The sequence below is a fragment of the Ruegeria sp. S84 genome, from assembly GCF_056583445.1.
In genome coordinates this window covers 2,497,302-2,519,618 of sequence record NZ_CM152618.1, presented here as the reverse complement: position 1 = coordinate 2,519,618, position 22,317 = coordinate 2,497,302, and the positions used below count along the sequence as shown (strand labels likewise).

23 protein-coding genes are annotated in these 22,317 nt (G+C 58.5%); 8 read left to right on the top strand and 15 right to left on the bottom strand.

Annotated features, from left to right (window positions below):
- Window positions 1–60: 60 nt before the first annotated feature.
- From AC1DFB_RS12645 to AC1DFB_RS12625, 5 genes are all read right to left on the bottom strand, one after another.
- Complete coding sequence (locus tag AC1DFB_RS12645) at window positions 61–249, bottom strand: hypothetical protein (RefSeq protein ID WP_170395750.1); 189 nt, start codon at window positions 247–249, stop codon at window positions 61–63.
- A gap of 90 nt (window positions 250–339) precedes the next feature.
- Window positions 340–1,311: a sterol desaturase family protein gene (locus AC1DFB_RS12640; protein WP_480886300.1), complete on the bottom strand. Its 972-nt coding sequence runs from the start codon at window positions 1,309–1,311 to the stop codon at window positions 340–342.
- Complete coding sequence (locus tag AC1DFB_RS12635; RefSeq protein ID WP_170408353.1) at window positions 1,308–1,694, bottom strand: hypothetical protein; 387 nt, start codon at window positions 1,692–1,694, stop codon at window positions 1,308–1,310. Before AC1DFB_RS12635 ends, AC1DFB_RS12640 begins: the two co-directional genes overlap by 4 nt.
- Window positions 1,695–1,753: 59 nt before the next feature.
- Entirely contained in the window at window positions 1,754–2,083 is a 330-nt protein-coding gene (locus AC1DFB_RS12630) for a hypothetical protein (protein WP_170395756.1), read from the bottom strand.
- Between the two features lie 93 nt (window positions 2,084–2,176).
- The gene (locus tag AC1DFB_RS12625; RefSeq protein WP_170395758.1) at window positions 2,177–2,743 is read right to left on the bottom strand and encodes a TlpA disulfide reductase family protein; all 567 of its coding nucleotides are present in this window, start codon (window positions 2,741–2,743) and stop codon (window positions 2,177–2,179) included.
- 21 nt (window positions 2,744–2,764) lie between these two features.
- On the opposite strand from AC1DFB_RS12625, the gene argH reads away from it, so the two are divergent.
- From argH to AC1DFB_RS12605, 4 genes are all read left to right on the top strand, one after another.
- The gene (gene argH, locus AC1DFB_RS12620) at window positions 2,765–4,153 is read left to right on the top strand and encodes an argininosuccinate lyase (protein WP_170408352.1); all 1,389 of its coding nucleotides are present in this window, start codon (window positions 2,765–2,767) and stop codon (window positions 4,151–4,153) included.
- A complete protein-coding gene (locus tag AC1DFB_RS12615) occupies window positions 4,153–4,335 on the top strand; it encodes an argininosuccinate lyase (protein WP_170395762.1) in 183 nt (60 codons plus the stop codon). The genes argH and AC1DFB_RS12615 overlap by 1 nt, the downstream gene beginning before the upstream one ends.
- 294 nt (window positions 4,336–4,629) lie before the next feature.
- The gene (gene lysA / locus AC1DFB_RS12610; protein WP_480921387.1) at window positions 4,630–5,895 is read left to right on the top strand and encodes a diaminopimelate decarboxylase; all 1,266 of its coding nucleotides are present in this window, start codon (window positions 4,630–4,632) and stop codon (window positions 5,893–5,895) included.
- A 96-nt stretch (window positions 5,896–5,991) separates the two neighbouring features.
- The gene (locus AC1DFB_RS12605; protein ID WP_480922612.1) at window positions 5,992–8,478 is read left to right on the top strand and encodes a TIGR02302 family protein; all 2,487 of its coding nucleotides are present in this window, start codon (window positions 5,992–5,994) and stop codon (window positions 8,476–8,478) included.
- Here the strand turns inward: AC1DFB_RS12605 and AC1DFB_RS12600 are convergent.
- Window positions 8,475–9,242, bottom strand: a complete 768-nt coding sequence (locus AC1DFB_RS12600; RefSeq protein WP_170597269.1) for a zinc-ribbon domain-containing protein — start codon at window positions 9,240–9,242, stop codon at window positions 8,475–8,477. The two genes, AC1DFB_RS12605 and AC1DFB_RS12600, sit on opposite strands and share 4 nt — an antisense overlap.
- 182 nt (window positions 9,243–9,424) lie before the next feature.
- On the opposite strand from AC1DFB_RS12600, the gene AC1DFB_RS12595 reads away from it, so the two are divergent.
- Genes AC1DFB_RS12595 through AC1DFB_RS12580 form a run of 4 tightly spaced genes read left to right on the top strand, consistent with a single transcriptional unit; the run spans window position 9,425 to window position 12,330 of the window.
- On the top strand, window positions 9,425–10,102 hold the full coding sequence (locus AC1DFB_RS12595; protein ID WP_480922611.1) for a cell division ATP-binding protein FtsE: 678 nt from the start codon (window positions 9,425–9,427) through the stop codon (window positions 10,100–10,102).
- Complete coding sequence (locus tag AC1DFB_RS12590) at window positions 10,099–10,998, top strand: FtsX-like permease family protein (protein WP_170408348.1); 900 nt, start codon at window positions 10,099–10,101, stop codon at window positions 10,996–10,998. The genes AC1DFB_RS12595 and AC1DFB_RS12590 overlap by 4 nt, the downstream gene beginning before the upstream one ends.
- A complete protein-coding gene (locus AC1DFB_RS12585; protein ID WP_480571499.1) occupies window positions 10,998–11,738 on the top strand; it encodes a lysophospholipid acyltransferase family protein in 741 nt (246 codons plus the stop codon). Before AC1DFB_RS12590 ends, AC1DFB_RS12585 begins: the two co-directional genes overlap by 1 nt.
- Complete coding sequence (locus AC1DFB_RS12580) at window positions 11,725–12,330, top strand: pyridoxamine 5'-phosphate oxidase family protein (RefSeq protein ID WP_480921386.1); 606 nt, start codon at window positions 11,725–11,727, stop codon at window positions 12,328–12,330. Before AC1DFB_RS12585 ends, AC1DFB_RS12580 begins: the two co-directional genes overlap by 14 nt.
- A gap of 17 nt (window positions 12,331–12,347) precedes the next feature.
- On the opposite strand, the gene AC1DFB_RS12575 is transcribed toward AC1DFB_RS12580, so the two are convergent.
- From AC1DFB_RS12575 to sucC, 9 genes are all read right to left on the bottom strand, one after another.
- The gene (locus AC1DFB_RS12575; RefSeq protein ID WP_170513910.1) at window positions 12,348–12,656 is read right to left on the bottom strand and encodes an EthD family reductase; all 309 of its coding nucleotides are present in this window, start codon (window positions 12,654–12,656) and stop codon (window positions 12,348–12,350) included.
- A 121-nt stretch (window positions 12,657–12,777) separates the two neighbouring features.
- Window positions 12,778–14,166, bottom strand: coding sequence for a dihydrolipoyl dehydrogenase (lpdA, locus tag AC1DFB_RS12570; protein WP_170408344.1), 1,389 nt, complete (start codon window positions 14,164–14,166; stop codon window positions 12,778–12,780).
- A 71-nt stretch (window positions 14,167–14,237) separates the two neighbouring features.
- Window positions 14,238–14,507 (bottom strand): hypothetical protein, encoded by a 270-nt coding sequence (locus AC1DFB_RS12565; RefSeq protein WP_170513081.1) that lies wholly within the window; start codon window positions 14,505–14,507, stop codon window positions 14,238–14,240.
- 1 nt (window position 14,508) lies between these two features.
- Window positions 14,509–16,023, bottom strand: a complete 1,515-nt coding sequence (gene odhB, locus AC1DFB_RS12560; protein ID WP_480921385.1) for a 2-oxoglutarate dehydrogenase complex dihydrolipoyllysine-residue succinyltransferase — start codon at window positions 16,021–16,023, stop codon at window positions 14,509–14,511.
- A 3-nt stretch (window positions 16,024–16,026) separates the two neighbouring features.
- Entirely contained in the window at window positions 16,027–18,984 is a 2,958-nt protein-coding gene (locus AC1DFB_RS12555; protein ID WP_480921384.1) for a 2-oxoglutarate dehydrogenase E1 component, read from the bottom strand.
- Window positions 18,981–19,421 carry a DUF805 domain-containing protein gene (locus AC1DFB_RS12550; RefSeq protein ID WP_480921383.1) on the bottom strand — a complete coding sequence of 147 codons (441 nt, stop codon included), beginning with the start codon at window positions 19,419–19,421 and terminating at the stop codon, window positions 18,981–18,983. The genes AC1DFB_RS12555 and AC1DFB_RS12550 overlap by 4 nt, the downstream gene beginning before the upstream one ends.
- 132 nt (window positions 19,422–19,553) lie before the next feature.
- Window positions 19,554–20,435, bottom strand: a complete 882-nt coding sequence (gene sucD, locus AC1DFB_RS12545; RefSeq protein ID WP_170350627.1) for a succinate--CoA ligase subunit alpha — start codon at window positions 20,433–20,435, stop codon at window positions 19,554–19,556.
- 64 nt (window positions 20,436–20,499) lie between these two features.
- Window positions 20,500–21,117 (bottom strand): hypothetical protein, encoded by a 618-nt coding sequence (locus AC1DFB_RS12540; protein WP_480921382.1) that lies wholly within the window; start codon window positions 21,115–21,117, stop codon window positions 20,500–20,502.
- A 5-nt stretch (window positions 21,118–21,122) separates the two neighbouring features.
- Window positions 21,123–22,316 carry an ADP-forming succinate--CoA ligase subunit beta gene (gene sucC, locus AC1DFB_RS12535; protein ID WP_480921381.1) on the bottom strand — a complete coding sequence of 398 codons (1,194 nt, stop codon included), beginning with the start codon at window positions 22,314–22,316 and terminating at the stop codon, window positions 21,123–21,125.
- Between the last annotated feature and the right edge of the window lies 1 nt (window position 22,317).

Sequence of the window (22,317 nt, the reverse complement as noted above, 5' to 3'; positions counted from 1 at the left end):
GAAGACAGGTAAAACCGGGGTTAACGCTCAAAGTTTTATCGCAGGTGGCGGGGCGGAAGATCAGTGTGTTGATTGCCAAGCATGTCGCAGCGAAGCAGCCGCACCGATAAGCGCTCCTAAAAGTCCCAGCGCGGCCATGACAAATCCCAACCCCAATAGCGCGGGCATTGCTCCGTTGAGTGCGGCGGTCATTGTGATGACGAGGCCCAGCAAACCTGTGATCGTAGAAATTCTCATCAGCTTTGACATGCGGACCTCCGGAAATGCACTCTTAAAACATCTCAGGGGATATGGAGCGCTTGTGCCAAATTTCAAGCAAAGAAAAGGTCTTTTTGAGACCTAGGCCCGCTTGGCTGTGGAAGCAGGTGATTTGGTGCCGAACTGTTCGAATCCCGGTGTGCCGTGATCTTGCGGATGGCGGACAAGGTGCTTGGCCTTGATCTGTTGGGAATTGTCGCGGCTGCCATCGTGGCTATAGCCCGGAGGGGCAAAACAATAAGCCAGACGTTGGCGCAAGGTCAGGCCCGGTTGGGTGGCGTCCCGCCAGATTCCAACCCATTCATGAAACGCCACGCGCAGCGGATTGAACGTGCCGATATTGTGGACAAGCCCATAGTCGACCTTGTCATCTTCTTGCTCGGGGACAAATGTGCCGAACATCTTGTCCCAGATGATAAAGACACCCGCATAGTTGCAATCAAGATATCGCGCATTTCGCCCATGATGGGCGCGGTGGTGACTGGGCGTATTCATGACGGCTTCGAACCAGCGCGGCATTTTGCCGATCGCTTCGGTATGGATCCAGAATTGGTAGATCAGGTTCAGACCTCCGACGAACAGCACCATCGCCGGGTGAAAGCCTAGTAAGATTAGCGGCGCACGTACCGCCATCATGAAGGTGAATGTATAGGTCCAGGTCTGCCGCAGCGCCGTTGTCAGGTTGTAATGCTGTGAGCTGTGGTGGTTCACATGACTGGCCCAGACCCAGCGAATGCGGTGCCCAAAGCGGTGCACCCAGTAATACCGCAGATCGTCCAGTACAAAGCACAAGATGATGACCGGGATCGAGGTCCCTAGGTTGAGCGGTGTGATCTGCCACAGCCACATGAAAAACGCATATGCGATGAAGCCCAGCAAAAAGCCCGAGGCGATATTGCCTGCCCCCATGATTAGCGAGGTCAAGGCATCGCGGGTTTCGTACCTACCGCCCCGGCCTTTGATCGCGATCCAAAGGAATTCGGCCAAAATGGCCGCGATGAAGAAGGGCACGGCCCATTGCACCGCGTCGGGAAAACTCACGTGATCGGTCATGCGGGATCCATCAGATTTTGCCAGTGCTGGCGTTCGGTCTCATCAAGGTGGACGATGACCCGAGGAGTGCTGAAATCGTGGAACAGGACTTCAAAGCCTTCGGGATGATCCAGCCAATCGAAATCCCGTAAATGGCGGGCCACGGTATCGGCACCAAAGGACCACAGCAGACCGGCTCCGGTTTCGGTTCGGATAAGGGCGGCGTGACCATCATGGGCAACGGTTACGTCAATGATGGAATCATCTGGAAAGTGACGCAGCCACTGTTCGTGCGCTGTCTCAGGCGTCAGCACTTGCAAGCGTGACTTGCCCGTCAGATGCAGCAGCAAGGCGACCCCGGCAATGCCGCCGACGACGAGGATCAATAGTATTTCCAGCGGCATTCCATCCTCCTGCAGATAACCTGCAAGCGGGCGATTTGTCTGTCAAAGGTGGCGTGGCGTCAGCCGCTTTCCAGGCTTTCCAGAATCTCATGCTGGACGATGCGTGCGACAAACGGCATTAACCCGTCAGGGCCAGAGGCCCGATCTTTGAGATGGATGCAGATATCGGGCCTGCGCGCGGCGATGATGCCAACCATTTCTCCGCGTATCTTGTCATCAAGACCCGCGCCCATGATCGCACAGGCGATGCGCGGTTCCGCGTCCAGCTGCCGCCGCACCTCATCCTGATCATGCGCGCCCAGCCACTGAATCGGCAGGTGATCCAGTTGTTGTGCCACGTTGCCGATTACATTCGGCAACCGCCCAATCAACAGAACTACCGGTTTCATCGGAGTCTCCCTTTCTTCCGGTCGCAAACGAAAACCGGCCCGTTGGGGCCGGTCTCATCCTAACACAGATTTTCTGCAAGAGCGCGCGGGACCTCAGCTATTGCCTTCGACAAGCGCTGAAATTATCGCCTTGGCACTGTCCGAGTTCCATTCTGCATCACCGATCAGGCGTGCGATCTCATTGCCATCGGGGTCGATGATCACAGTGATCGGCAGGCCAATCACTCCCATTTCGCGTGCAACCGCCTGTTTCGGATCCTGATGACGCGGCAAGTTGTCGATGCCGTTTTCGTCAAAGAACTTCTTGATCCCGGCAGGTGTGTTGCGACCGGTCGCCAGGGTCAGAACCTCGAATTTGTCACCGCCAAACTCCTGTTGCAGTTCAGCGATCTGAGGCATTTCTTTGCGGCACGGCGCACACCATGTGGCCCAGAAGTTCAGCAGCACATACTTGCCTTTGTAGTCGGCCAGCGATCCGGTGCCGCCATCATCTTCTAGTTCAAAATCGACCACTTTGACCGGCTTGGGCTCACTATGCAGGATCAGCCGCTTCAGGCTGCCCTCACGCAATGGGCCAAGCGTTGCCGCATCTGTTGCCAAAGCGGCGTTTGCACCCAGCGCTAGGGCCATATAAAGGGGGATCAGACGTAACAGGCGCATATCAACTCCGGGTTTTCTTTCATGACCGATCAATCTTCGAACCAGATGTGGGGCGGCCGCTTTGCCGCTGGTCCAGACGCGATCATGGAGGCGATAAATGCCTCGATCGGGTTCGATCAGCGGATGGCAGCCCAGGACATCGCAGGCTCGCGCGCCCATGCCGCCATGCTGGCTGCCACAGGCGTTATTACTGATAGTGATGCGCACGCCATTCGGGAAGGCCTGCTCACCGTTTTGTCAGAAATTCAGAACGGAGAATTTCAGTTCTCGACTGCGCTGGAAGACATTCACATGAATGTCGAGGCGCGACTGAAAGAGGTGATCGGAGAACCCGCAGGCCGTCTGCACACGGGCCGGTCGCGAAACGACCAGGTGGCGACGGATTTCAAACTCTGGGTTCGCGACCAGCTAGATGCCGCAGAATCCGGTCTTCTGGCCCTGATCCGCGCGCTTTTGGCGCAGGCCGAGGCCGGGGCAGACTGGGTCATGCCCGGTTTCACCCACCTGCAAACCGCGCAGCCAGTAACCTGGGGTCACCACATGATGGCCTATGTCGAGATGTTTGGCCGCGATCTGTCCCGCGTGCGCGACGCCCGTGCCCGGATGAACGAATCCCCCTTGGGCGCAGCCGCGTTGGCCGGTACCTCTTTCCCAATCGACCGCCAGATGACAGCTGAGGCGCTGGGCTTCGACCGCCCCGCAGCCAATTCACTGGACGCTGTCAGCGACCGCGACTTCGCGTTGGAGTTCCTGTCGACCGCCTCGATTTGCGCCATGCACTTGTCGCGCTTTGCCGAGGAACTGGTAATCTGGTCCTCGGCCCAATTCCGGTTTGTATCACTGTCTGATCGCTTCTCGACTGGTTCATCAATCATGCCGCAAAAGAAGAACCCCGATGCAGCTGAGCTCATCCGTGCCAAGGTTGGCCGCATATTTGGTGCGAATACTGGCCTGATGATGGTGATGAAGGGGCTGCCGCTGACCTATTCCAAGGACATGCAGGAAGACAAAGAGCAGGTATTTGATGCGGCAGATAACTGGATGCTGGCACTTGCTGCGATGGAAGGCATGGTCAAGGACATGACCGCCAATCGCGAAAGCCTGGCTGCCGCTGCCGGGTCTGGCTTTTCAACTGCGACCGACCTAGCCGACTGGTTGGTCCGCGTGCTGGGCCTGCCCTTCCGCGACGCGCACCATGTCACTGGATCGCTGGTGGCCATGGCTGAAAGCAAGGGCTGCGACCTACCGGATCTGACGCTGGAGGACATGCAATCGGTCCACGCGGACATCACCGACGACGTCTATTCTGTTCTTACCGTCGAAAATTCGGTAAACTCTCGCCAATCCTATGGCGGCACCGCACCGGATCAGGTGCGGGCCCAGATCAAGCGATGGAAGGCGCTGGTGTAATGCAGATACGACGGGTGGTGCTATTGATTGCGGTCGCAGCGGCCTTGGCCGGGTGTGGTGCCGATGGCGAACCCATACAGCCCACCATGAGCGCAAGCGTCGGCGTAGGCAGCAGCGGCACCTATGGCGGTGTTGGAGTTGGTCTCAGACGCGGTGGGCTGGGTGTTTATCTGGGGCTCTGAACTCCAAAATTGCAATTTACCGATTGCACACCCATCTGCATCTGACACGTCCTGAATGACAAAGAGAAAATGCATGAGACCTGCCGGCCTGATCCTCTGCCTCGCCGTACTTGCAGCTTGCGACCCGTCAGGCGCACCCCGAACGGAACCAACGGCCGCACCTAGCGGGTCCGGGGTCTCGGTTTCAGGATATGCGAGGGTTGGCGCGTCAAAGACGTTCTGAACCGCGACGGTGACCACAACGCTACCGGAATCATTTGATCCACATACCTCTTTTGGTCTAAGCGCGCAGGCATGGATCATTTTCTCTACCGCGACGGCGCGCTTTTCGCCGAGGATGTGCCAATCTCCGAAATCGCAGCCGCGGTCGGAACCCCGTTCTATGTCTATTCGACGGCGACGCTGCAGCGGCATTTCAAGCTGTTCGACGACGCGCTTGAGGGTACCGATCACCTTGTTTGCTATGCGATGAAGGCGGCCAGCAATCAGGCGATCCTGAAGACGCTGGCGCAGGCAGGTGCGGGAATGGATGTGGTTTCGGGCGGGGAATATCTGCGCGCCAAAGCCGCGGGCGTGCCCGGAGACAAGATTGTCTTTTCGGGCGTCGGCAAGACAGCGGATGAGATTCTTACCGCTCTGACCGGTGGAATTCGTCAGTTCAACGTCGAATCCGAGCCCGAAATGCAGGTGATCAATGCGGTTGCACAAGAACTGGGCAAGGTCGCGCCGATTACCGTTCGGGTGAACCCGGACGTGGACGCAAAGACCCACGCCAAGATCGCCACTGGCAAGTCCGAGAACAAGTTCGGCATCCCGATTTCGCGCGCGTCCGAGGTTTATGCGCTGGCCGCCAGCCTGCCGGGATTGGAGGTGATTGGGATCGACGTTCATATCGGCTCACAACTGACCGAGTTGGAGCCGTTCGAGCTGGCTTATAACAAGGTTGCTGAGCTGACCGAGCGTCTGCGCGCTGAGGGACATAACATCCGCCGCCTTGATCTGGGCGGTGGCTTGGGTATTCCTTATGCCCGTTCCAACGACGCGCCTCCGCTGCCGGTTGAATATGGTGCGATGGTCAAGAAAACACTGGGCCATCTGGGCTGCGAGATCGAGATTGAGCCCGGTCGGCTGATCGCTGGCAATGCGGGTCTGATGGTGTCCAAGGTCATCTATGTTAAATCCGGCGAAGACCGCGATTTCCTGATCCTCGATGGCGCGATGAACGACCTGATCCGCCCCGCGATGTATGAGGCGTATCATGATATAGTGGCGGTCGAAGAACCTGCCGCAGGGGTCGAACAGCGCCCGTATGATATCGTTGGTCCGGTCTGTGAATCCGGGGATACCTTTGCAAAACAACGCAACATGCCCCCTCTGAAATCGGGTGATCTGATCGCATTCCGCAGTGCAGGTGCCTACGGTGCAGTCATGTCCAGCGAATACAATACGCGGCCCCTGATCCCTGAGGTTCTAGTGAACGGGGATCAATTTGCCGTAATTCGTGAACGCCCAAGCTTTGACGAAATCATAAACCGCGATACCATACCAGAGTGGCTTTGACGCGATAGGCGCGTCGGGCCGATCAGGAGGCCCGCCTTGCGCGACAACCAGACCTTGCCAATTCCAAGACTGTCCCTGTGGCTGACGCACGGGGGTATGCTGGCTGAGCAGGTGATGCGCGCCTTCTGGCCGTTCTTTTCTATTCTCATGGCGCTGCTGGCCGCCCTGATGCTGGGTCTGCACGATCTTGTGCGCATTGAAGCCGTTTGGATTTCTGCAGCGGTCGGATTGATTGCTTTGATTGCGACAGCGGTTTTCGGAATAAAACGGTTCCACCTGCCAACCCGGGCCGAGGCGCTGGTTCGGCTGGATGAAACCCTGCCCGGACGCCCGATACAAGCACTGATGGACGATCAGGCAATCGGTGCGATGGATGCGGATTCGGTGGCACTGTGGCATGCGCACCAGACGCGCATGGCAGATCGTGCATCAAAGGCCGATCCGGTGAAACCCGACTTGCGGCTGGCGTCTCGCGATCCCTATGCGCTTCGCTATGCTGCCTTATTGGCACTCGTCGTTGCGGCTCTGTTCGGCTCGTTCTGGCGGATAGGCTCAGTCGCTGACATGACGCCGGGGACCGCTCAGGCGGGGCAGGGCCCGACTTGGGAGGGTTGGATTGAACCGCCGCGCTACACCGGGCTGCCAACGCTCTACCTTGCAGATCAGACCGATCCGACGTTGACGGTGCCTAAAGGCAGCCGCATCACACTTCGGTTCTACGGCGAGATCGGCGCGCACAGCCTGACAGAATCTTCGACACCTCTGGGCACCGAAGCCGCGACAGAACCGGAACAGGAATTTGTTGCGGAACGCTCGGGTCAGATGCGGATCGATGGCCCGGCCGGGCGCGATTGGGCGCTTGAGATCCTTCCAGACACTGCCCCCATGATCGCGACGGCAGGAGTGGCGCAATCAGAGGCTGGCGGACAGATGAAGCTACCCTTCGCTGCTGCGGATGACTATGGAATCGTCTCCGGCACCGCCCGGATCGAATTGGACCTGCCTGCGGTCAACCGTCAATTCGGTCTTGCGACCGAGCCAGAACCGCGCGAGATCATTACGGTCGAGTTGCCAATGCCGATTACAGGCGATCGGACCGATTTCACCGAAGACTTGATCGAGGATTTCTCGCAGCACCCTTGGGCACATTTGCCGGTGAAAATAACCCTCATGGCCATCGATGCGGCGGATCAAGAGACGGTGGCAGAACCTTATCTGACAGAACTGCCCGCCCGTAGGTTCTTTGACCCATTGGCTGCTGCGGTGATCGAACAGCGGCGCGATCTGCTCTGGTCGCGCGAAAACGCGCTGCGTGTATCGCAATTGCTGCGCGCGGTTTCGCACCTACCCGAGGACCTGTTCCGCTCAGATACAGCGTATCTGCGTCTGCGTGTGATCCTGCGGCGGCTGGAGACCTTCGACAAATACAGCGCACTGAACGTCAAACAGCAGGAAGAAATTGCGCAAGCACTGTGGGATCTGGCGGTTCTGATCGAGGATGGCACGCTGGCCGACGCACTGGAACGGATGCGCCGTGCGCAGGAGCGTCTGACCGAAGCGATGCAGAACGGTGCCAGCGACGAAGAGATTGCCGAACTGATGCAGGAGCTGCGCGAAGCGACACAGGATTACATGCGGCAACTCCAGCGTCTGGCGCAGGAAAACGGTGAGACGCAGCAAGGACAGCAGGGCCAGAACGGCGAAACCCTGCAGATGACGCAGGATGACCTGCAGCGAATGATGGACCGCATTCAGGAGCTCATGGAACAAGGCCGCATGGCCGAGGCGCAGCAGGCATTGGAAGAGTTCCAGCAAATGATGGAAAACATGCGCGTCACACAAGGGCAGGGCCAAGGTGGCCAGTCCGAAGGACAGCAGGCCATGGAAGGGCTGGCAGAAACCCTGCGCGAACAACAGGGCCTCAGCGATCAGGCATTCCGCGACCTGCAGGAACAGTTCAACCCCGGTGCGCAAGCGGGCGAAAGTCAGGGCAATGAGGGTCGCAACGGTGGTCTGGGACGCGGCCAGAGCCATGAAGGCCAGGGCGGCCAGGGCCAGGGGCAGGATGAGGCTGGTGAAGGCCAGCAAGGTCAGGGGTCACTGGCGGATCGGCAGCAGGCGCTGCGGGATGAGTTGAGTCGGCAACAACAAGGTCTGCCCGGCGGTGGTACACCCGAAGGCGACGCTGCGCGCGAAGCATTGGGACGTGCGGGCCGGGCCATGGACGACGCCGAAGACGCCTTGCGCAGCGATGATCTGGCCGAGGCGATTGACCGTCAATCCGAGGCGATGGAAGCCTTGCGCGAAGGCATGCGTTCACTGGGCGAAGCCCTGGCGCAGAACCAGCAGAACCAGCCGGGTCAAGGGACCGAGGCCGGCGACATGCAGGCCAATAACCGCGATCCATTGGGTCGTACGCCAGGTTCCGCGGGATCAATCTCGACCGACGACAACCTGCTGCAAGGCGAAGATGTATATCGCCGTGCGCGCGAGTTGCTGGATGAAATCCGCCGTAGGACCGGTGAACAGGATCGGCCTCAGATCGAGTTGGAATACCTCAAGCGATTGCTCGAAAGGTTCTAGTTCTGCCCTGCGCCCCCGGTCTGTGTCTCAAGCCAAAGGCGCGCTTGATCGACCAGTGAGACATATGATTTCAACATCGGATCAGCCTGAGGAACCGCCTCGCTGATCTGATTGGCGTTTCCATATATCAGAAACAGAATGACGCCGATGATAATGATCAAGGCAAAGCCACGCAGAAACCCACCGGATTTGCGGGCCGGAGCAACGGCTTCAGCTTCGTCCGATGTCAAGTCGCTGCGCAGACCCGAGTTGATCGCCTCAACATCCGGCAGCTCATCTTTCTGACCTGCGTCAGCGGCGGTTTCAGTGGCCGAGGGCCGTTTCGGTTTGACTTTGGGCTCTTCAGGCGGATCCAATGCCAGATCAGGTTGGCTTTCCAGATTGCTGCCTTCACGCTCGCGCAGCTCTGCCTCGCGTGCAGCCTCTTCCTTGAGGATGCTGGATACCGCTGGGTCTACGTTTCCAACACTCAATTCCTCGGGCGCATCGGGTTCTGGTGTGTCTTCTGCCTTAACCTTTTCTGGCTCGGCCTTGGCCGTATCGGGTTCTGGCGCATCCTCTGACTTAACATCTTCCGGTTCGGCAAAGGCTGCCTGGATTGCAGTCGCAGATTTCGCTTCCGGCTCTGCTTTGCTGGCGACTGGATATTTTTCCTGAAACCAGGTCTCTTCGCAAGCCGAGCATTGAACTTCGCGCCCGTCCTCGGGGATCACTTCGTCCGGGACTTCGTACTGGGCGCTGCAATTCGGACACGTTAAACGCATTCTGCCTCCTGGCCTTCAAGGCTGGCCTGATAATAGTTTTTTCAGGGATGATATTCCGTTAAGACCCAACAGCAAAGCGTGTTTTCGGTTTCGCGGGCCAAGTGTCGCCAATTGGCCCCGCCCAAGGCATTGAATCCACCGCTGCGCTCGGGCAAGAGGTGAGCAGAACAAAGGGGGCAGGCGTGATCGAGCTGGAGAATATCAGCTATACCTACGGCGGTGGTGAGTTGCTAAGCGATGTTTCGCTGCAATTACAGCCCGGATCGTTCCACTTTCTGACCGGGCCGTCGGGTGCGGGCAAGACCACATTGCTGAAACTCTGTTATGGCGCGTTGTTGCCAACCTCGGGCAGCTTGATGGCCTTTGGCGAGGATATCGCCCGCATGGACCGCGATCAGATGGCGCTGCTGCGCCGCCGAATTGGCGTGGTGCATCAGGATTGCCGATTTTTGGATCACATGACGCTGGCCGAGAATGTCGCGTTGCCGCTGATGGTCTCGGGGCGCTCTGAAAATGGGCAGCAGGACGATCTGACCGAACTGCTGGGCTGGGTCGGGCTTGGCAGCAGGCTTGAGGCGCACCCGCCTGAACTATCGGGGGGCGAACGCCAGCGTGCCGCATTGGCCCGCGCAGTCATCCTATCGCCCGATGTGGTGCTTGCGGATGAGCCCACCGGCAATGTGGACTGGGAGATGTCGCAACGACTTCTGCGCCTGCTGGTTGAATTGAACAGGATGGGAAAAACCGTGCTGATCGCCACCCATGACCTAAGCCTGATCCGCGCCGCCAAAAGCCAGGTTCAGGCTCGCGTTCTACGCATCGCGCAGCGCCGGGTGCAGCTTGCGGGGGCGGATCTATGAGCAAGGGCACGATCCGCAATTTGCTGCGCCGTGACAGCCGCGCCGACCGGGTGGTGCCACCCACGGGCTTTACCGCGCAATTGACCCTGTTCGTGTCTGGTGCAATGGCCTTTCTGGCGGTTTTTGCGCTGGCTCTTTCGTTAGCCTCGGGCCGTGTGGCGGATCGTTGGGCTTCAGAGTTGGCGGGGGCAGCGACCTTGCGGATCAATGCCCCTGCAGATCAACGTGCGGCGCAAACCGAGGCTGCTTTGAATGTCCTCCAGCAAACGCCGGGTGTGGCTTCGGCTCGCGCGTTGACGAGCGAAGAGCAGGCCACACTGCTGTCACCCTGGTTCGGACCGGACTTGCCTCTGGACACTTTACCAATCCCGCAGCTGATAGAGATTATCGAAGGTGAGCCGGGTCTTGATGCGGCTGGCCTGCGGCTGCGGCTAGGGGCTGAGGTGCCGGGCGCAGTGCTGGATGATCACACTCGCTGGCGCGAGCCATTGGTTGATGCGGCCAATTCGCTGCGGCGTCTGGGCTGGATTTCGATCCTGCTGATCGGTGGCGCCACTGCCGCCATGATCACGCTTGCCGCCAACGCCTCGCTTGCCGCCAACGCGCAGATAATTGAGGTTCTGCGTCAGGTCGGCGCGCGGGACCGGTTCATCGCCGGAGCGTTCGTGCGCCGCTTTACGTTCCGGGCGCTGTTTGGGGCAGCGGTTGGCACCTTGCTGGGTATGACGGGTGTATTGTTGCTCCCCGAAGCCTCGGATGCGGGTGGTTTTCTCACTGGCCTTGGGTTTCAGGGTATCGGTTGGATCCTGCCCGTGCTGATCCCGGTATTGGGCGCGGCCGTTGCGTTTCTGGCAACATGGTCAGCCGCGCAGCGCAAGTTGAAGGAGCTTTCGTGATGTTCATGGCCATTCAATGGGTCCGGTCGCTGATCTTCATGATCACCATCTATGCCTGGATGCTGGTGCTGGGGCTTGTCTTTGCCCCCTATGCGCTATTTGCCAAGCGTGGCGCATTGCGAGCATGCAAAACCTATGCGCGCACAACCAAGTGGTTGGCCCGCTGGATGGTTGGTATTCGCTGCGAAGTGCGCGGGGAAGTCCCACATGGCGAGGTTGTGATCGGCGCCAAGCACCAGTCGTTTCTGGACATCATCATAATCTTCGACGCCATCCCACACGGCAAATTCATCATGAAGCGAGAGCTTCTGTGGACGCCGGTCATCGGAATGTATGCGCGCCGTCTGGGATGTATCCCGGTCAATCGCGGCAAACGCGGGGCGGCGGTTGCGAAGATGGTCAAGGATGTCGCCCGCGAGTTCAGCGAACCCGGTCAGTTGGTGATCTACCCGCAAGGTACGCGCGTCGCGCCTGGGGTGCACAAGCCCTACAAGGTTGGAACGGCGGTTCTGTATGAAGGGCTCGGGTTCCCGTGCGTACCCGTTGCCACAAATGCGGGCGTCTTCTGGCCCAGAACCGGTGTCATGCGCAAGCCCGGCACGGCGATTGTCGATTTCCTAAATCCAATCGAACCCGGCGTTGCGCGGAATGCCTTTCTGGAACGGCTAGAAAACGTGATTGAGACACGGTCCAACGAACTGATGCGAGAAGTGGGGTTTGACCCGGATGGAATTCGTTAAGGATATCACTGCCCTTGAGGCTCTGTATGGCACACCCGGCGCAGCCTCCATACGCAAAGTGGCGCGGCGGCTAACACCGCTCTACCGCAAATGGATTATGGCCTCACGCCTGTGTATCCTCAGCACCGTCGGCTCCGAAGGTGTCGATGGCAGCCCGCGTGGAGATGAAGGGCCAGTTGTGTTGGAACTGGACCAAGGCACCCTGGCACTGCCGGATTGGCGGGGAAACAACCGCTTGGATTCCCTGCGAAATATCGTACTCGATCCACGCGTCTCATTGTTGTTCATGGTGCCCGGTTCGAACAATGTGGTTCGGGTAAATGGTAACGCTCAACTGACTGCGGATGAAGCCCTGCGCGCCCGGTTCGAGAAAAACGGGAAGCGCCCCGCGACCGTCATCGTAATCGAGATATCCGAGATTTACACACAATGCGCGCGCGCCCTGATCCGGGCCAGAACCTGGAGTGGCCACGATGAAAGCGAGGGCCTGCCGACGGCTGGCGAGATATTGTCGGAAATGACGTCAGGAGAGGAAGGCGGCGCGCAATATGATCAGGAATGGGGTGCCCGCGCCGCTAAAACCATGTGGTAGGCAAGGATGGCTCTGATTCAGCCGATCACCTCACCGATCAGCATCTGCGGTTTGACATTGGTGAAGTTTGGCAGATCGGCCAGGACAGGGCCTGCCTTTGACATAGCGTCGTTCATGGCGTCCTGATCTTCAAACATGATCGTTGCGATCGCGTAATGACCTGCTGGCGCTTCAGGGCCTCCCGCAATGCCTTTGGTTACGACCGTACGTTCGATATGTGACCCCATGTGCTCGCCGACAAGCGGAAGATGTGTGTCGACATAATAGTCGAAATCGAAATGTGTTTCTGTACCTATGGGATAGATCACCTGTAAACTGACGCTCATCTGACTTCCTTTCCAAAAGCAATGGAGTCAGTAAACCGCGTCTGATCACCTGCCGCAAATGGTTTTGAGCGACACGGGGTGCCGCTCAAGGAGACTAGGTAGAGGACCTGCTCAGGTTGGGTCAGCTATGAATTGGCCCGTCACCACAGGCGAGCGCCGCCTCGCGCACTGCTTCGGAATAGGTCGGGTGAGCGTGACAGGTCAGGGCCAGATCTTCGGCTGATGCGCCGAATTCCATGGCGACGCAAACCTCGTGGATCAGGTCTCCGGCCGCGGGGCCGATGATATGCGCGCCCAGAATGCGATCGGTTTCTTTGTCTGCCAGAATCTTGACGAACCCGTCGGCTGCGAAATTCGCCTTGGCCCGGCCATTGCCCATGAACATGAACTTGCCGACCTTGTAGGCGCGGCCCTGTTCTTTGAGTGTCGCTTCGGTCTCACCCACATTGGCCACTTCGGGCCAAGTGTAGATGACCCCAGGAATGACACCATAGTTCACATGACCATGCTTGCCTGCAACCTGCTCGGCTGCGGCCATGCCCTCGTCTTCAGCCTTGTGGGCCAGCATCGGGCCTTCGGTCACGTCGCCGATGGCGTAGATGCCCGGCACGTTGGTCTGCCAATCACTGCCGACCTTGATCTGGCCGCGCGGGGTCATCTCGACGCCTAAAGCATCCAGCCCCAGACCCTCCGAATAGGGCTTGCGCCCGGTGGCCACCAGCACGGCATCAGCATCGATGACGTGCTCGCTGTCATCCTTGAGCAGCTTGTACGTTACCTTGGCTTTGGTCTTGGTGGCTTCGGTCTTTTGCACCGCAGCGCCCATGACGAACTTCAAACCCTGTTTCTTCAGGATGCGCTGGAAAGTCTTCTGAACCTCGGGGTCCATACCCGGCGTGATTTCCTTGAGGAATTCGATCACCGTCACCTCTGCGCCCAAACGGCTGTAGACCGAGCCCAATTCAAGCCCGATCACACCGGCACCGATCACAATCATTTTCTTGGGAACTTTGCCCAGAGACAACGCGCCGGTCGAAGTCACCACGACCTTTTCGTCAACCTCGACGCCAGGCAGTGCCGATGGCTCAGAGCCCGACGCGATAATGATGTTCTTGGTCTCATGGACCTCATCACCAACCTTGACCTTGCCCGCAGCAGGGATTGAGCCCCAGCCTTTCAGCCAATCGATCTTGTTCTTCTTGAACAGAAACTCGATGCCCTTGGTGTTGCCATCGATGACCTCATCCTTGTAGGCCTGCATCTGCTTCCAATCGACCGAAGGTGACTTCCCCTTCAGACCCATCTTTGCAAAGTTGTGTTCGGCTTCGTGCAACTGATGGCTGGCATGCAACAATGCTTTCGAGGGGATGCAGCCCACGTTCAGGCAAGTCCCACCCAGCGTCTCGCGCCCCTCGACAACTGCGGTTTTAAGGCCCAGTTGGGCGCAACGGATGGCGCAGACATAGCCGCCGGGTCCGGCGCCGATTACGATGACGTCATAATTTGCCATTACATTCTCCTAAATCGACCGGGTGATCCGGCAGCGTCCCGATCCGGTGTGGCGGGTCGGGTACCTATATTTCAAACGGGTTCCAGCAGCTTGATCGAGATATGGGCTATCCCGCCCCGCTCGTGATGCATCGCCAACTCTTCCGACCCAAAAAACGCCTTTGCCTTGTCCAGATCCATAACCTCAAACATGGCTATCGCATGATCCCGCTGATCCGGATCGCGCCAGACATGCAGGTCGCGGATACCCGCGGCCTTGCGCATCGGTTGATCCTCGCGGAACACTTTCAGCCAGGCATCGAAATCGGCCACATCGGCTTGCCACAGTACATGAGTCGCCATCTTACAGATCCATCAGCAGACGGCGCGGGTCTTCCAGCGCCTCTTTTACGCGGACAAGGAATGTCACAGCACCCTTGCCGTCCACAATACGGTGATCATAGGACAGCGCCAGATACATCATCGGGCGGATTTTGATCTCACCATTGATGACCATGGGACGATCCTGGATCTTGTGCATGCCCAGAATGCCCGATTGCGGCGGGTTCAGGATCGGTGAAGACATCAGCGAGCCGTAGACGCCTCCGTTCGAGATCGTGAAAGTGCCGCCCTGCATTTCCGCCATCGAGAGTTTACCGTCACGGGCGCGCTTGCCTTTTTCGGCGATGGCTTTCTCGATCGCTGCGAAAGACATCGAGTCCGCATCCCGGATGACCGGAACCACCAGCCCTTGCGGCGTACCTGCGGCCACACCCATATGCACGAAGTTCTTGTAGACGATGTCATTGCCGTCGATCTCGGCATTCACTTCGGGCACTTCTTTCAGCGCATGACAGCAGGCCTTGGTGAAGAAGGACATAAAGCCCAGACGTACGCCATGCTTCTTCTCGAACTGGTCCTTGTACTGGTTGCGCAAGGCCATCACCTCGGTCATGTCCACCTCGTTATAGGTGGTCAGGATCGCGGCGGTGTTCTGCGCGTCCTTCAGGCGCTTGGCAATGGTCTGGCGCAGACGGGTCATGCGCACGCGCTCTTCGCGGCTCGCATCCTCGGCAGCCACAGGCGCGCGCGGAGCTTGGGCAGCGGGGGCGGGCACAGCCGCCGCAGGCGCTGGGGCCGTAGCTGCTGCAACTGCCTTTGCCACGTCTCCTTTCATGATACGACCATCGCGTCCGGTGCCAGTGACTTGATCCGCAGACAGACCAGCTTCGGCCATCGCTTTCTCAGCCGATGGAGCGTTGGACACGTCTTTACCTGTGCTGGCTGCAGCCGGAGCGGCGACGGCTGCCACCGGAGCCGCTGCCGCACCTGCGGCTGCGCCCGAGATCACCGCCAATTTGGCAGAAGCATCGACCGTGCTGCCTTCAGGCGCAACGATTTCAGCCAGAACGCCTGCCGCCGGGGCAGGGACCTCGACCGAGACCTTGTCGGTTTCCAGTTCGCACAGCATTTCATCCTGTGCAACGCTGTCGCCGACCTGTTTGAACCATGTCGAGACTGTAGCCTCGGTGACGGATTCACCCAATGTCGGCACCATCACATCTACACTGCCGCCTGATGCTGCGGGTGCCGCTGCCGCCGGGGCCGGGGCCGCCGCTGCCGGAGCAGGCGCAGCCCCTTCGCCCGCCGCTATCGTGGCAAGCAGGGCATCGACGCCCACGGTCTCACCTTCGGCTGCAACGATCTCGCCCATCACGCCAGCAGCGGGTGAGGGCACCTCGACCGTGACCTTGTCGGTCTCAAGTTCACATAGCATCTCATCTACGGCGACTGCATCGCCGGGTTTTTTGAACCAAGTCGCAACGGTGGCTTCGGTGACAGACTCGCCCAGCGTGGGAACACGAACTTCAATCGTCATCGTTTACTTTCCTTCAATGCTCAGCGCTTCGTTCACCAGCGCTTCTTGTTGGGCTTTGTGTTGGCTGGCCAGACCCGTCGCGGGCGAGGCCGAAGTTGCGCGACCGGCATAGACCGGACGAGAGTGTTTTGCGCCAATGCGGGTCAGAACCCATTCGATATTGGGCTCAATAAAGGTCCAAGCCCCCTGGTTCTTGGGTTCTTCCTGACACCAGACCATCTCGGCCCCCTTGAAGCGCTCAAGCTCGTTGATCAGCGAATGCGCAGGGAAAGGATAGTATTGCTCGATCCGCATTAAGTAGATGTCGTCGATGCCGCGCGCATCGCGTTCCTCAAGCAGATCAAAATAGACCTTGCCCGAGCACATGACGACCCGCTTGATCTTGTCATCTGCCACCAGTTTAGTGTCCGAGTTGCCCTGTTGAGCATCATCCCACAGCACCCTATGGAAGCTCGAGCCTGTGGTGAATTCCTCGGCCTTGCTGACCGCCAGCTTATGGCGCAGCAGCGACTTCGGCGTCACCAGGATAAGCGGCTTGCGGAAGGTCCGGTGCAATTGACGGCGCAGGATGTGGAAATAGTTCGCAGGCGTTGTGCAGTTCGCCACGATCCAGTTGTCCTGACCGCACATCTGCAGGAACCGCTCAAGCCGTGCGGATGAGTGCTCTGGGCCTTGCCCTTCGAACCCATGCGGCAGCAGCGTGACCAGACCAGACATCCGCAGCCACTTCGATTCACCCGAACTGATGAACTGATCGAACATGATCTGCGCCCCGTTGGCGAAATCGCCAAACTGTGCCTCCCAGAGAACAAGCGCGTTGGGCTCGGCCAGTGAATAGCCATACTCGAACCCAAGCACCGCGTATTCGGACAGCATCGAGTCAATCACGTCATAATGTGATTGGCCCTTGCGGATATTGTTCAGCGGGTAATACCGTTCCTCGGTTTCCTGATGGACAAATCCGGAATGGCGTTGGCTGAATGTGCCACGCGTCGCGTCCTGTCCGGCTAAACGTACAGGGTAGCCTTCGGTCAGCAGAGAGCCAAACGCCAGAGCCTCGCCCGTTGCCCAGTCAAAGCCGGTTCCGTTTTCGAACATCTGTTTCTTGTGGTCCAGCAACCGGCCCACGGTTTTGTGCATCGCAAAACCTTCGGGGGCGCTGGTCAGAGCGGTGCCGATCTCGGCCAGCGTCTCTGGTGTAATTGCGGTTTCACCGCGCATGTATTCGTCTTTGTGCTTGTCCAGATGCGACCAGCGCCCATCCAGCCAGTCGGCTTTGTTTGGCTTGTAGTCTTTCCCGGCATCGAACTCTTCATTCAGATGTGCCTGAAAGGCCGCCTTCATGTCTTCAATCTCGCCTTCGGGGATAAGCCCGTCCCTGACAAGGCGCTCGGTATACAACGACAACGTGGTCTTATGCGTCTTGATCTTCTTGTACATGATCGGGTTGGTAAACATGGGCTCGTCGCCCTCGTTGTGACCAAACCGTCGATAGCAGAAGATATCCAGCACCACGTCCTTGTGAAACTTCTGACGGAACTCGGTCGCCACCTTAGCGGCATGCACCACCGCCTCGGGGTCGTCGCCATTCACGTGGAAGATCGGAGCCTCAACCATCAGCGCGATATCCGTGGGGTACGGGCTGGAGCGGCTGAAGTGCGGCGCGGTGGTGAAACCGATCTGGTTGTTCACCACGATATGCATGGTGCCGCCGGTCTTGTGCCCTTTCAGACCCGACAGGCCGAAGCCTTCGGCCACAACACCCTGTCCGGCAAAGGCTGCGTCGCCGTGCAGCAGAATGCCCATCACTTTGGTGCGGTCTTCGTCGTTCAACTGGTCCTGCTTGGCACGTACCTTACCCAGAACCACTGGGTTCACCGCCTCAAGGTGGCTTGGGTTTGCGGTCAGCGAAAGGTGAACGCTATTGCCATCAAACTCGCGGTCGCTGGAGGCGCCGAGGTGATATTTCACGTCGCCTGACCCATCTACGTCCTCAGGCTTGAAGCTGCCGCCCTGAAACTCGTTAAAGATCGCGCGATAGGGCTTGCCCATTACGTTGGCCAGAATGTTCAACCGGCCCCGGTGGGGCATGCCGATCACGATATCGCTGAGGCCCAAGGCGCCGCCGCGCTTGATGATCTGTTCCATCGCAGGGATCAGCGCCTCGCCACCATCCAGACCAAACCGCTTGGTGCCCATGTATTTGACATGCAGGAATTTCTCGAACCCCTCGGCCTCGACCATCTTGTTCAGGATCGCCTTGCGGCCTTCCTTGGTGAAGGCAATTTCCTTACCGAACCCCTCGATGCGTTCCTTCAGCCACGCGGCCTCTTCCGGGTTCGAGATATGCATGTATTGCAGCGCGAAGGTGCCGCAATAGGTCCTCTTCACGATCTCGACGATTTGGCGCATGCTGGCCATCTGCAGGCCCAGCACGTTGTCAATAAAGATCGGTCGATCCATGTCAGCATCGGTGAACCCGTAAGTCTTCGGGTCCAGCTCGGGATGCGTACTGGCGGCGCGCATGCCCAGAGGGTCCAGATCAGCGGCCAGATGGCCCCGGATACGATAGGCACGGATCAGCATCAGCGCCCGCAGGCTGTCCAGCACCGCGCGCTTGATCTGGTCATCACTGACCTCAACACGCTTGGCCGCCGCCTTGTCCTTGATTTTGTTGCCCGCTGCTTTGGCGTCGATCTCGGCCCACTCGCCAGTCAACGCACCCGTCAGATCATCGGCAGGCATCGGAGGCCAATCGCTGCGTGCCCACGAAGGTCCCTCGGCCTCGCGCTGCACATCCGGCGCGTCATCGCCCATGGCCTTGAAGAACTCGACCCAGGCAGCATCCACAGCGCCCGGGTTCTTGGTGTACTGGGCATAAAGCTGCTCCAGATATTCGGCATTATGCCCCTGCATGAAGCTTGAGGCATGAAAGGCGGTGTTGGGCGAGTGTTCGGTCATTGGGCTACCTCATATGGGTTGGGACCGTATTGGTTGGTGCCTGGTTCGCTGGGGCGGGTCAGCCACCACAGAACCAGGAGGGGCGACACAAACAGGACAAGAAGTGTCGGAATGACAATAAGAAGAGTTGCGCGGGTGAACAGGATATCCAACGTGCCGCCATGGAACTGGCTGGCAAGGCCGATGCCAAAGATCAGGACGGCAAGCGCACCAAGTATCAGCAGGATCGGCAGCAGAGCATAAAGCCCGCTGCGCCCCGTATCATGCATCCGCCGCCACGCGACGGCCAGATGCGGGAAGAAGACAATCAGGCTGACGATGCTTTGGACCGGGCCTGTCGAGGTAGCCGTGACGGATTTGGATGTTTCGGTTTCAGTCACTGCGACCTGAGTGAAGAACTGCCAGTCGATGATCCCGGCAATGATGCTCCAGATCACGATGAACAGGAAAAAAACCAGTATTCGGGCCGCGAGGCACGGCCCGAAAAGGTGAAAAACTTGGAGAAACAGGTTTTAATGGCTTCGCCGAAAGTCATGTTTACCGCTCCTCCCAAAGCAGTCAAATTCTGGTCAACCGATGGCTTCCAGCACAGCTTCACCCAGCTGCGCCGGGCTTTCGGCCACGACGATACCAGCCGAGCGCATGGCTTCGATCTTGTCCTCGGCGCCGCCTTTGCCGCCGGCGACGATGGCGCCCGCGTGGCCCATGCGGCGGCCAGGAGGGGCCGTGCGGCCCGCGATGAACCCTGCCGTGGGCTTCTTGCGGCCTTTCTTGGCCTCATCCGCCAGGAACTGTGCAGCTTCTTCCTCGGCCGAGCCACCGATTTCACCGATCATGATGATCGACTCGGTTTCGTCATCCGCCAGGAACCATTCCAGCACGTCGATATGCTCGGTGCCTTTGATCGGGTCGCCGCCGATGCCCACGCAGGTGGATTGGCCCAGACCCACATCGGTGGTCTGCTTGACGGCCTCATAGGTCAGCGTGCCCGAGCGCGACACAACGCCGACCGAGCCGCGCTTGTGGATGTGGCCGGGCATGATGCCGATCTTGCAGGCATCCGGCGTGATAACACCGGGGCAGTTCGGCCCGATCAGGCGCGAGCTTGAACCTTCCAGCGCGCGCTTCACCTTCATCATGTCCAGAACCGGAATGCCTTCGGTGATGCAGACGATCACCTCCATCTCGGCATCAATCGCCTCCAAGATCGAGTCAGCCGCAAACGGCGGCGGTACATAGATCACCGAGGCGTTGGCTTCGGTCACATGTTTGGCTTCGTGGACCGAGTTGAACACGGGCAGGTCAAGATGGGTCATCCCACCTTTACCGGGGGTCACGCCGCCAACCATCTTGGTGCCATAGGCGATGGCCTGTTCTGAGTGGAATGTGCCCTGCGAGCCGGTAAAGCCCTGACAGATCACTTTGGTATTTTCGTCGATGAGGACTGCCATTTTGGGAGTCTCCTATTCAATTGTGTGAAGTGTGGGCACGTTGTTTTGCGCGCCAACACACTGTTCAGTTAAGCGTGTAAACAAGCTCGCCTTGAGTTTGGGACTTATCAAAATCTACGACATGAGTAAGCCGCACAGCTGCGCCAGAAACGTCTGGGAACCCATCAAGATCATGCGGCCAAGTCTTGTAGGCTGCGATATAGGTTCTGCTCTGGAGATCGGGCGTGTTTGTAAAAATCCTCCAGGCACCAACGACATGATCAGACAGGCCTTGGCCAGCTTCTGCATTTGAAATTGCATCAAATCGGCGCACCCATGGTAGTGCTAGATTGTACGATTGCTGAGGCGTCATGTTTTTCAAGCCTATGTTGCATTCGCTAGTTCCATCAAGGATCACGATTACATCTGGGCTTGGAGCGGTCACTTCCAGTCGGGTGACGGTTTTTCCGCTTCCGCGTTCCGATGTTTTGGCTTCCACTTTAAAGCCCGCACGACGGAAGGCTTTGCTTACGGCGTCACTTCCGTTGGGTATTTGGGAACATGCCTGCACAGCTTTTTGAGCCAATGCAAACTCCGACGCATTGGCAGGTGTTTGACTAATGGTTGCCGTGTCCACCGAAGGAAGGCCACAGCCTGCAAAAGCGAAAGGCAATAGAACCGCACCAATGAAAGAAACACGCACTGTGTTCACCCCTTAACCGCCTTAACGATCTTCTCGGCACCGTCTTTCAGGTTGTCCGCTGCGATCACGTCGAGGCCAGAGGTGTTGATGATCTCTTTGCCTTTCTCGACATTCGTGCCTTCCAGACGCACGACCAGCGGAACCTGCAGGCCGACCTCTTTCACCGCGGCGACAACGCCCTCAGCAATCACGTCACAGCGCATGATGCCGCCGAAGATGTTGACCAGAATGCCTTTGACCTGAGGGTCGCTGGTGATGATCTTGAACGCCTCGGTCACTTTCTCTTTGGTCGCACCGCCGCCCACATCCAGGAAGTTGGCAGGCTCGGCACCGTAAAGCTTGATGATGTCCATCGTGGCCATTGCCAGCCCGGCACCGTTGACCATGCACCCGATCTCACCATCCAGCGCGATGTAGTTCAGGTCGTATTTGGACGCTTCAAGTTCCTTGGGGTCTTCCTCGGTCGTATCGCGCAACTCGGCAATATCCGGGTGACGGTATACCGCGTTGCCATCAAAACCGACCTTGGCGTCCAGTACTTTCAGGTCGCCCTTGTCCGAGACGATCAGCGGGTTGATCTCCAGCATCTCCATGTCCTTCTCGACGAAGGCATTGTAGAGCTGGTTCATTAGCTTGACGCATTGTTTGACCTGCGCGCCTTCCAGTCCCAACGAGAACGCGATGCGGCGGCCGTGATAGGGCTGATAACCAGTGGCGGGATCAACCGAGAAGGACAGGATTTTCTCAGGCGTCGCAGCGGCCACCTCTTCGATGTCCATGCCGCCTTCGGTCGAGCTTACGAATGAGATACGGCTGGTCTGGCGGTCAACCAGCAGGGCCAGGTAAAGTTCACGTTCGATGCCCGAACCGGCTTCGATGTAGATGCGGTTCACCTGCTTGCCTGCGGGGCCGGTCTGATGGGTGACCAGCGTGCGGCCCAGCATCTTTTTGGCTTCTTCGGCGGCTTCTTCCACCGATTTGGTCAGACGGACACCGCCTTTTTCACCGGCGTCGGCCTCTTTAAAGGAACCCTTGCCGCGACCACCCGCGTGGATTTGCGCCTTGACGACCCAAAGCGGCCCGTCCAATTCACCGGCTGCGGTTTTGGCTTCCTCGGCGCGCAGAACTGCGCGACCATCGGAGACCGGAGCGCCATAGCTGCGAAGAAGCGCTTTGGCTTGATATTCGTGAATGTTCATC

Bases quoted from the DNA above. Each gene is read 5' to 3' on its own strand.
- AC1DFB_RS12625 (WP_170395758.1), bottom strand. From the start codon at position 2,743: ATGCGCCTGTTACGTCTGATCCCCCTTTATATGGCCCTAGCGCTGGGT.
- argH (WP_170408352.1), top strand. From the start codon at position 2,765: ATGACCGATCAATCTTCGAACCAGATGTGGGGCGGCCGCTTTGCCGCT.
- AC1DFB_RS12635 (WP_170408353.1), bottom strand. From the start codon at position 1,694: ATGCCGCTGGAAATACTATTGATCCTCGTCGTCGGCGGCATTGCCGGG.
- AC1DFB_RS12575 (WP_170513910.1), bottom strand. From the start codon at position 12,656: ATGAGCGTCAGTTTACAGGTGATCTATCCCATAGGTACAGAAACACAT.
- AC1DFB_RS12645 (WP_170395750.1), bottom strand. From the start codon at position 249: ATGTCAAAGCTGATGAGAATTTCTACGATCACAGGTTTGCTGGGCCTC.
- sucC (WP_480921381.1), bottom strand. From the start codon at position 22,316: ATGAACATTCACGAATATCAAGCCAAAGCGCTTCTTCGCAGCTATGGC.
- AC1DFB_RS12605 (WP_480922612.1), top strand. From the start codon at position 5,992: ATGCTGGCTGAGCAGGTGATGCGCGCCTTCTGGCCGTTCTTTTCTATT.
- sucD (WP_170350627.1), bottom strand. From the start codon at position 20,435: ATGGCAGTCCTCATCGACGAAAATACCAAAGTGATCTGTCAGGGCTTT.
- AC1DFB_RS12555 (WP_480921384.1), bottom strand. From the start codon at position 18,984: ATGACCGAACACTCGCCCAACACCGCCTTTCATGCCTCAAGCTTCATG.
- odhB (WP_480921385.1), bottom strand. From the start codon at position 16,023: ATGACGATTGAAGTTCGTGTTCCCACGCTGGGCGAGTCTGTCACCGAA.
- AC1DFB_RS12565 (WP_170513081.1), bottom strand. From the start codon at position 14,507: ATGGCGACTCATGTACTGTGGCAAGCCGATGTGGCCGATTTCGATGCC.
- AC1DFB_RS12630 (WP_170395756.1), bottom strand. From the start codon at position 2,083: ATGAAACCGGTAGTTCTGTTGATTGGGCGGTTGCCGAATGTAATCGGC.
- AC1DFB_RS12590 (WP_170408348.1), top strand. From the start codon at position 10,099: ATGAGCAAGGGCACGATCCGCAATTTGCTGCGCCGTGACAGCCGCGCC.
- AC1DFB_RS12640 (WP_480886300.1), bottom strand. From the start codon at position 1,311: ATGACCGATCACGTGAGTTTTCCCGACGCGGTGCAATGGGCCGTGCCC.
- lysA (WP_480921387.1), top strand. From the start codon at position 4,630: ATGGATCATTTTCTCTACCGCGACGGCGCGCTTTTCGCCGAGGATGTG.
- AC1DFB_RS12580 (WP_480921386.1), top strand. From the start codon at position 11,725: ATGGAATTCGTTAAGGATATCACTGCCCTTGAGGCTCTGTATGGCACA.
- AC1DFB_RS12615 (WP_170395762.1), top strand. From the start codon at position 4,153: ATGCAGATACGACGGGTGGTGCTATTGATTGCGGTCGCAGCGGCCTTG.
- lpdA (WP_170408344.1), bottom strand. From the start codon at position 14,166: ATGGCAAATTATGACGTCATCGTAATCGGCGCCGGACCCGGCGGCTAT.
- AC1DFB_RS12600 (WP_170597269.1), bottom strand. From the start codon at position 9,242: ATGCGTTTAACGTGTCCGAATTGCAGCGCCCAGTACGAAGTCCCGGAC.
- AC1DFB_RS12585 (WP_480571499.1), top strand. From the start codon at position 10,998: ATGTTCATGGCCATTCAATGGGTCCGGTCGCTGATCTTCATGATCACC.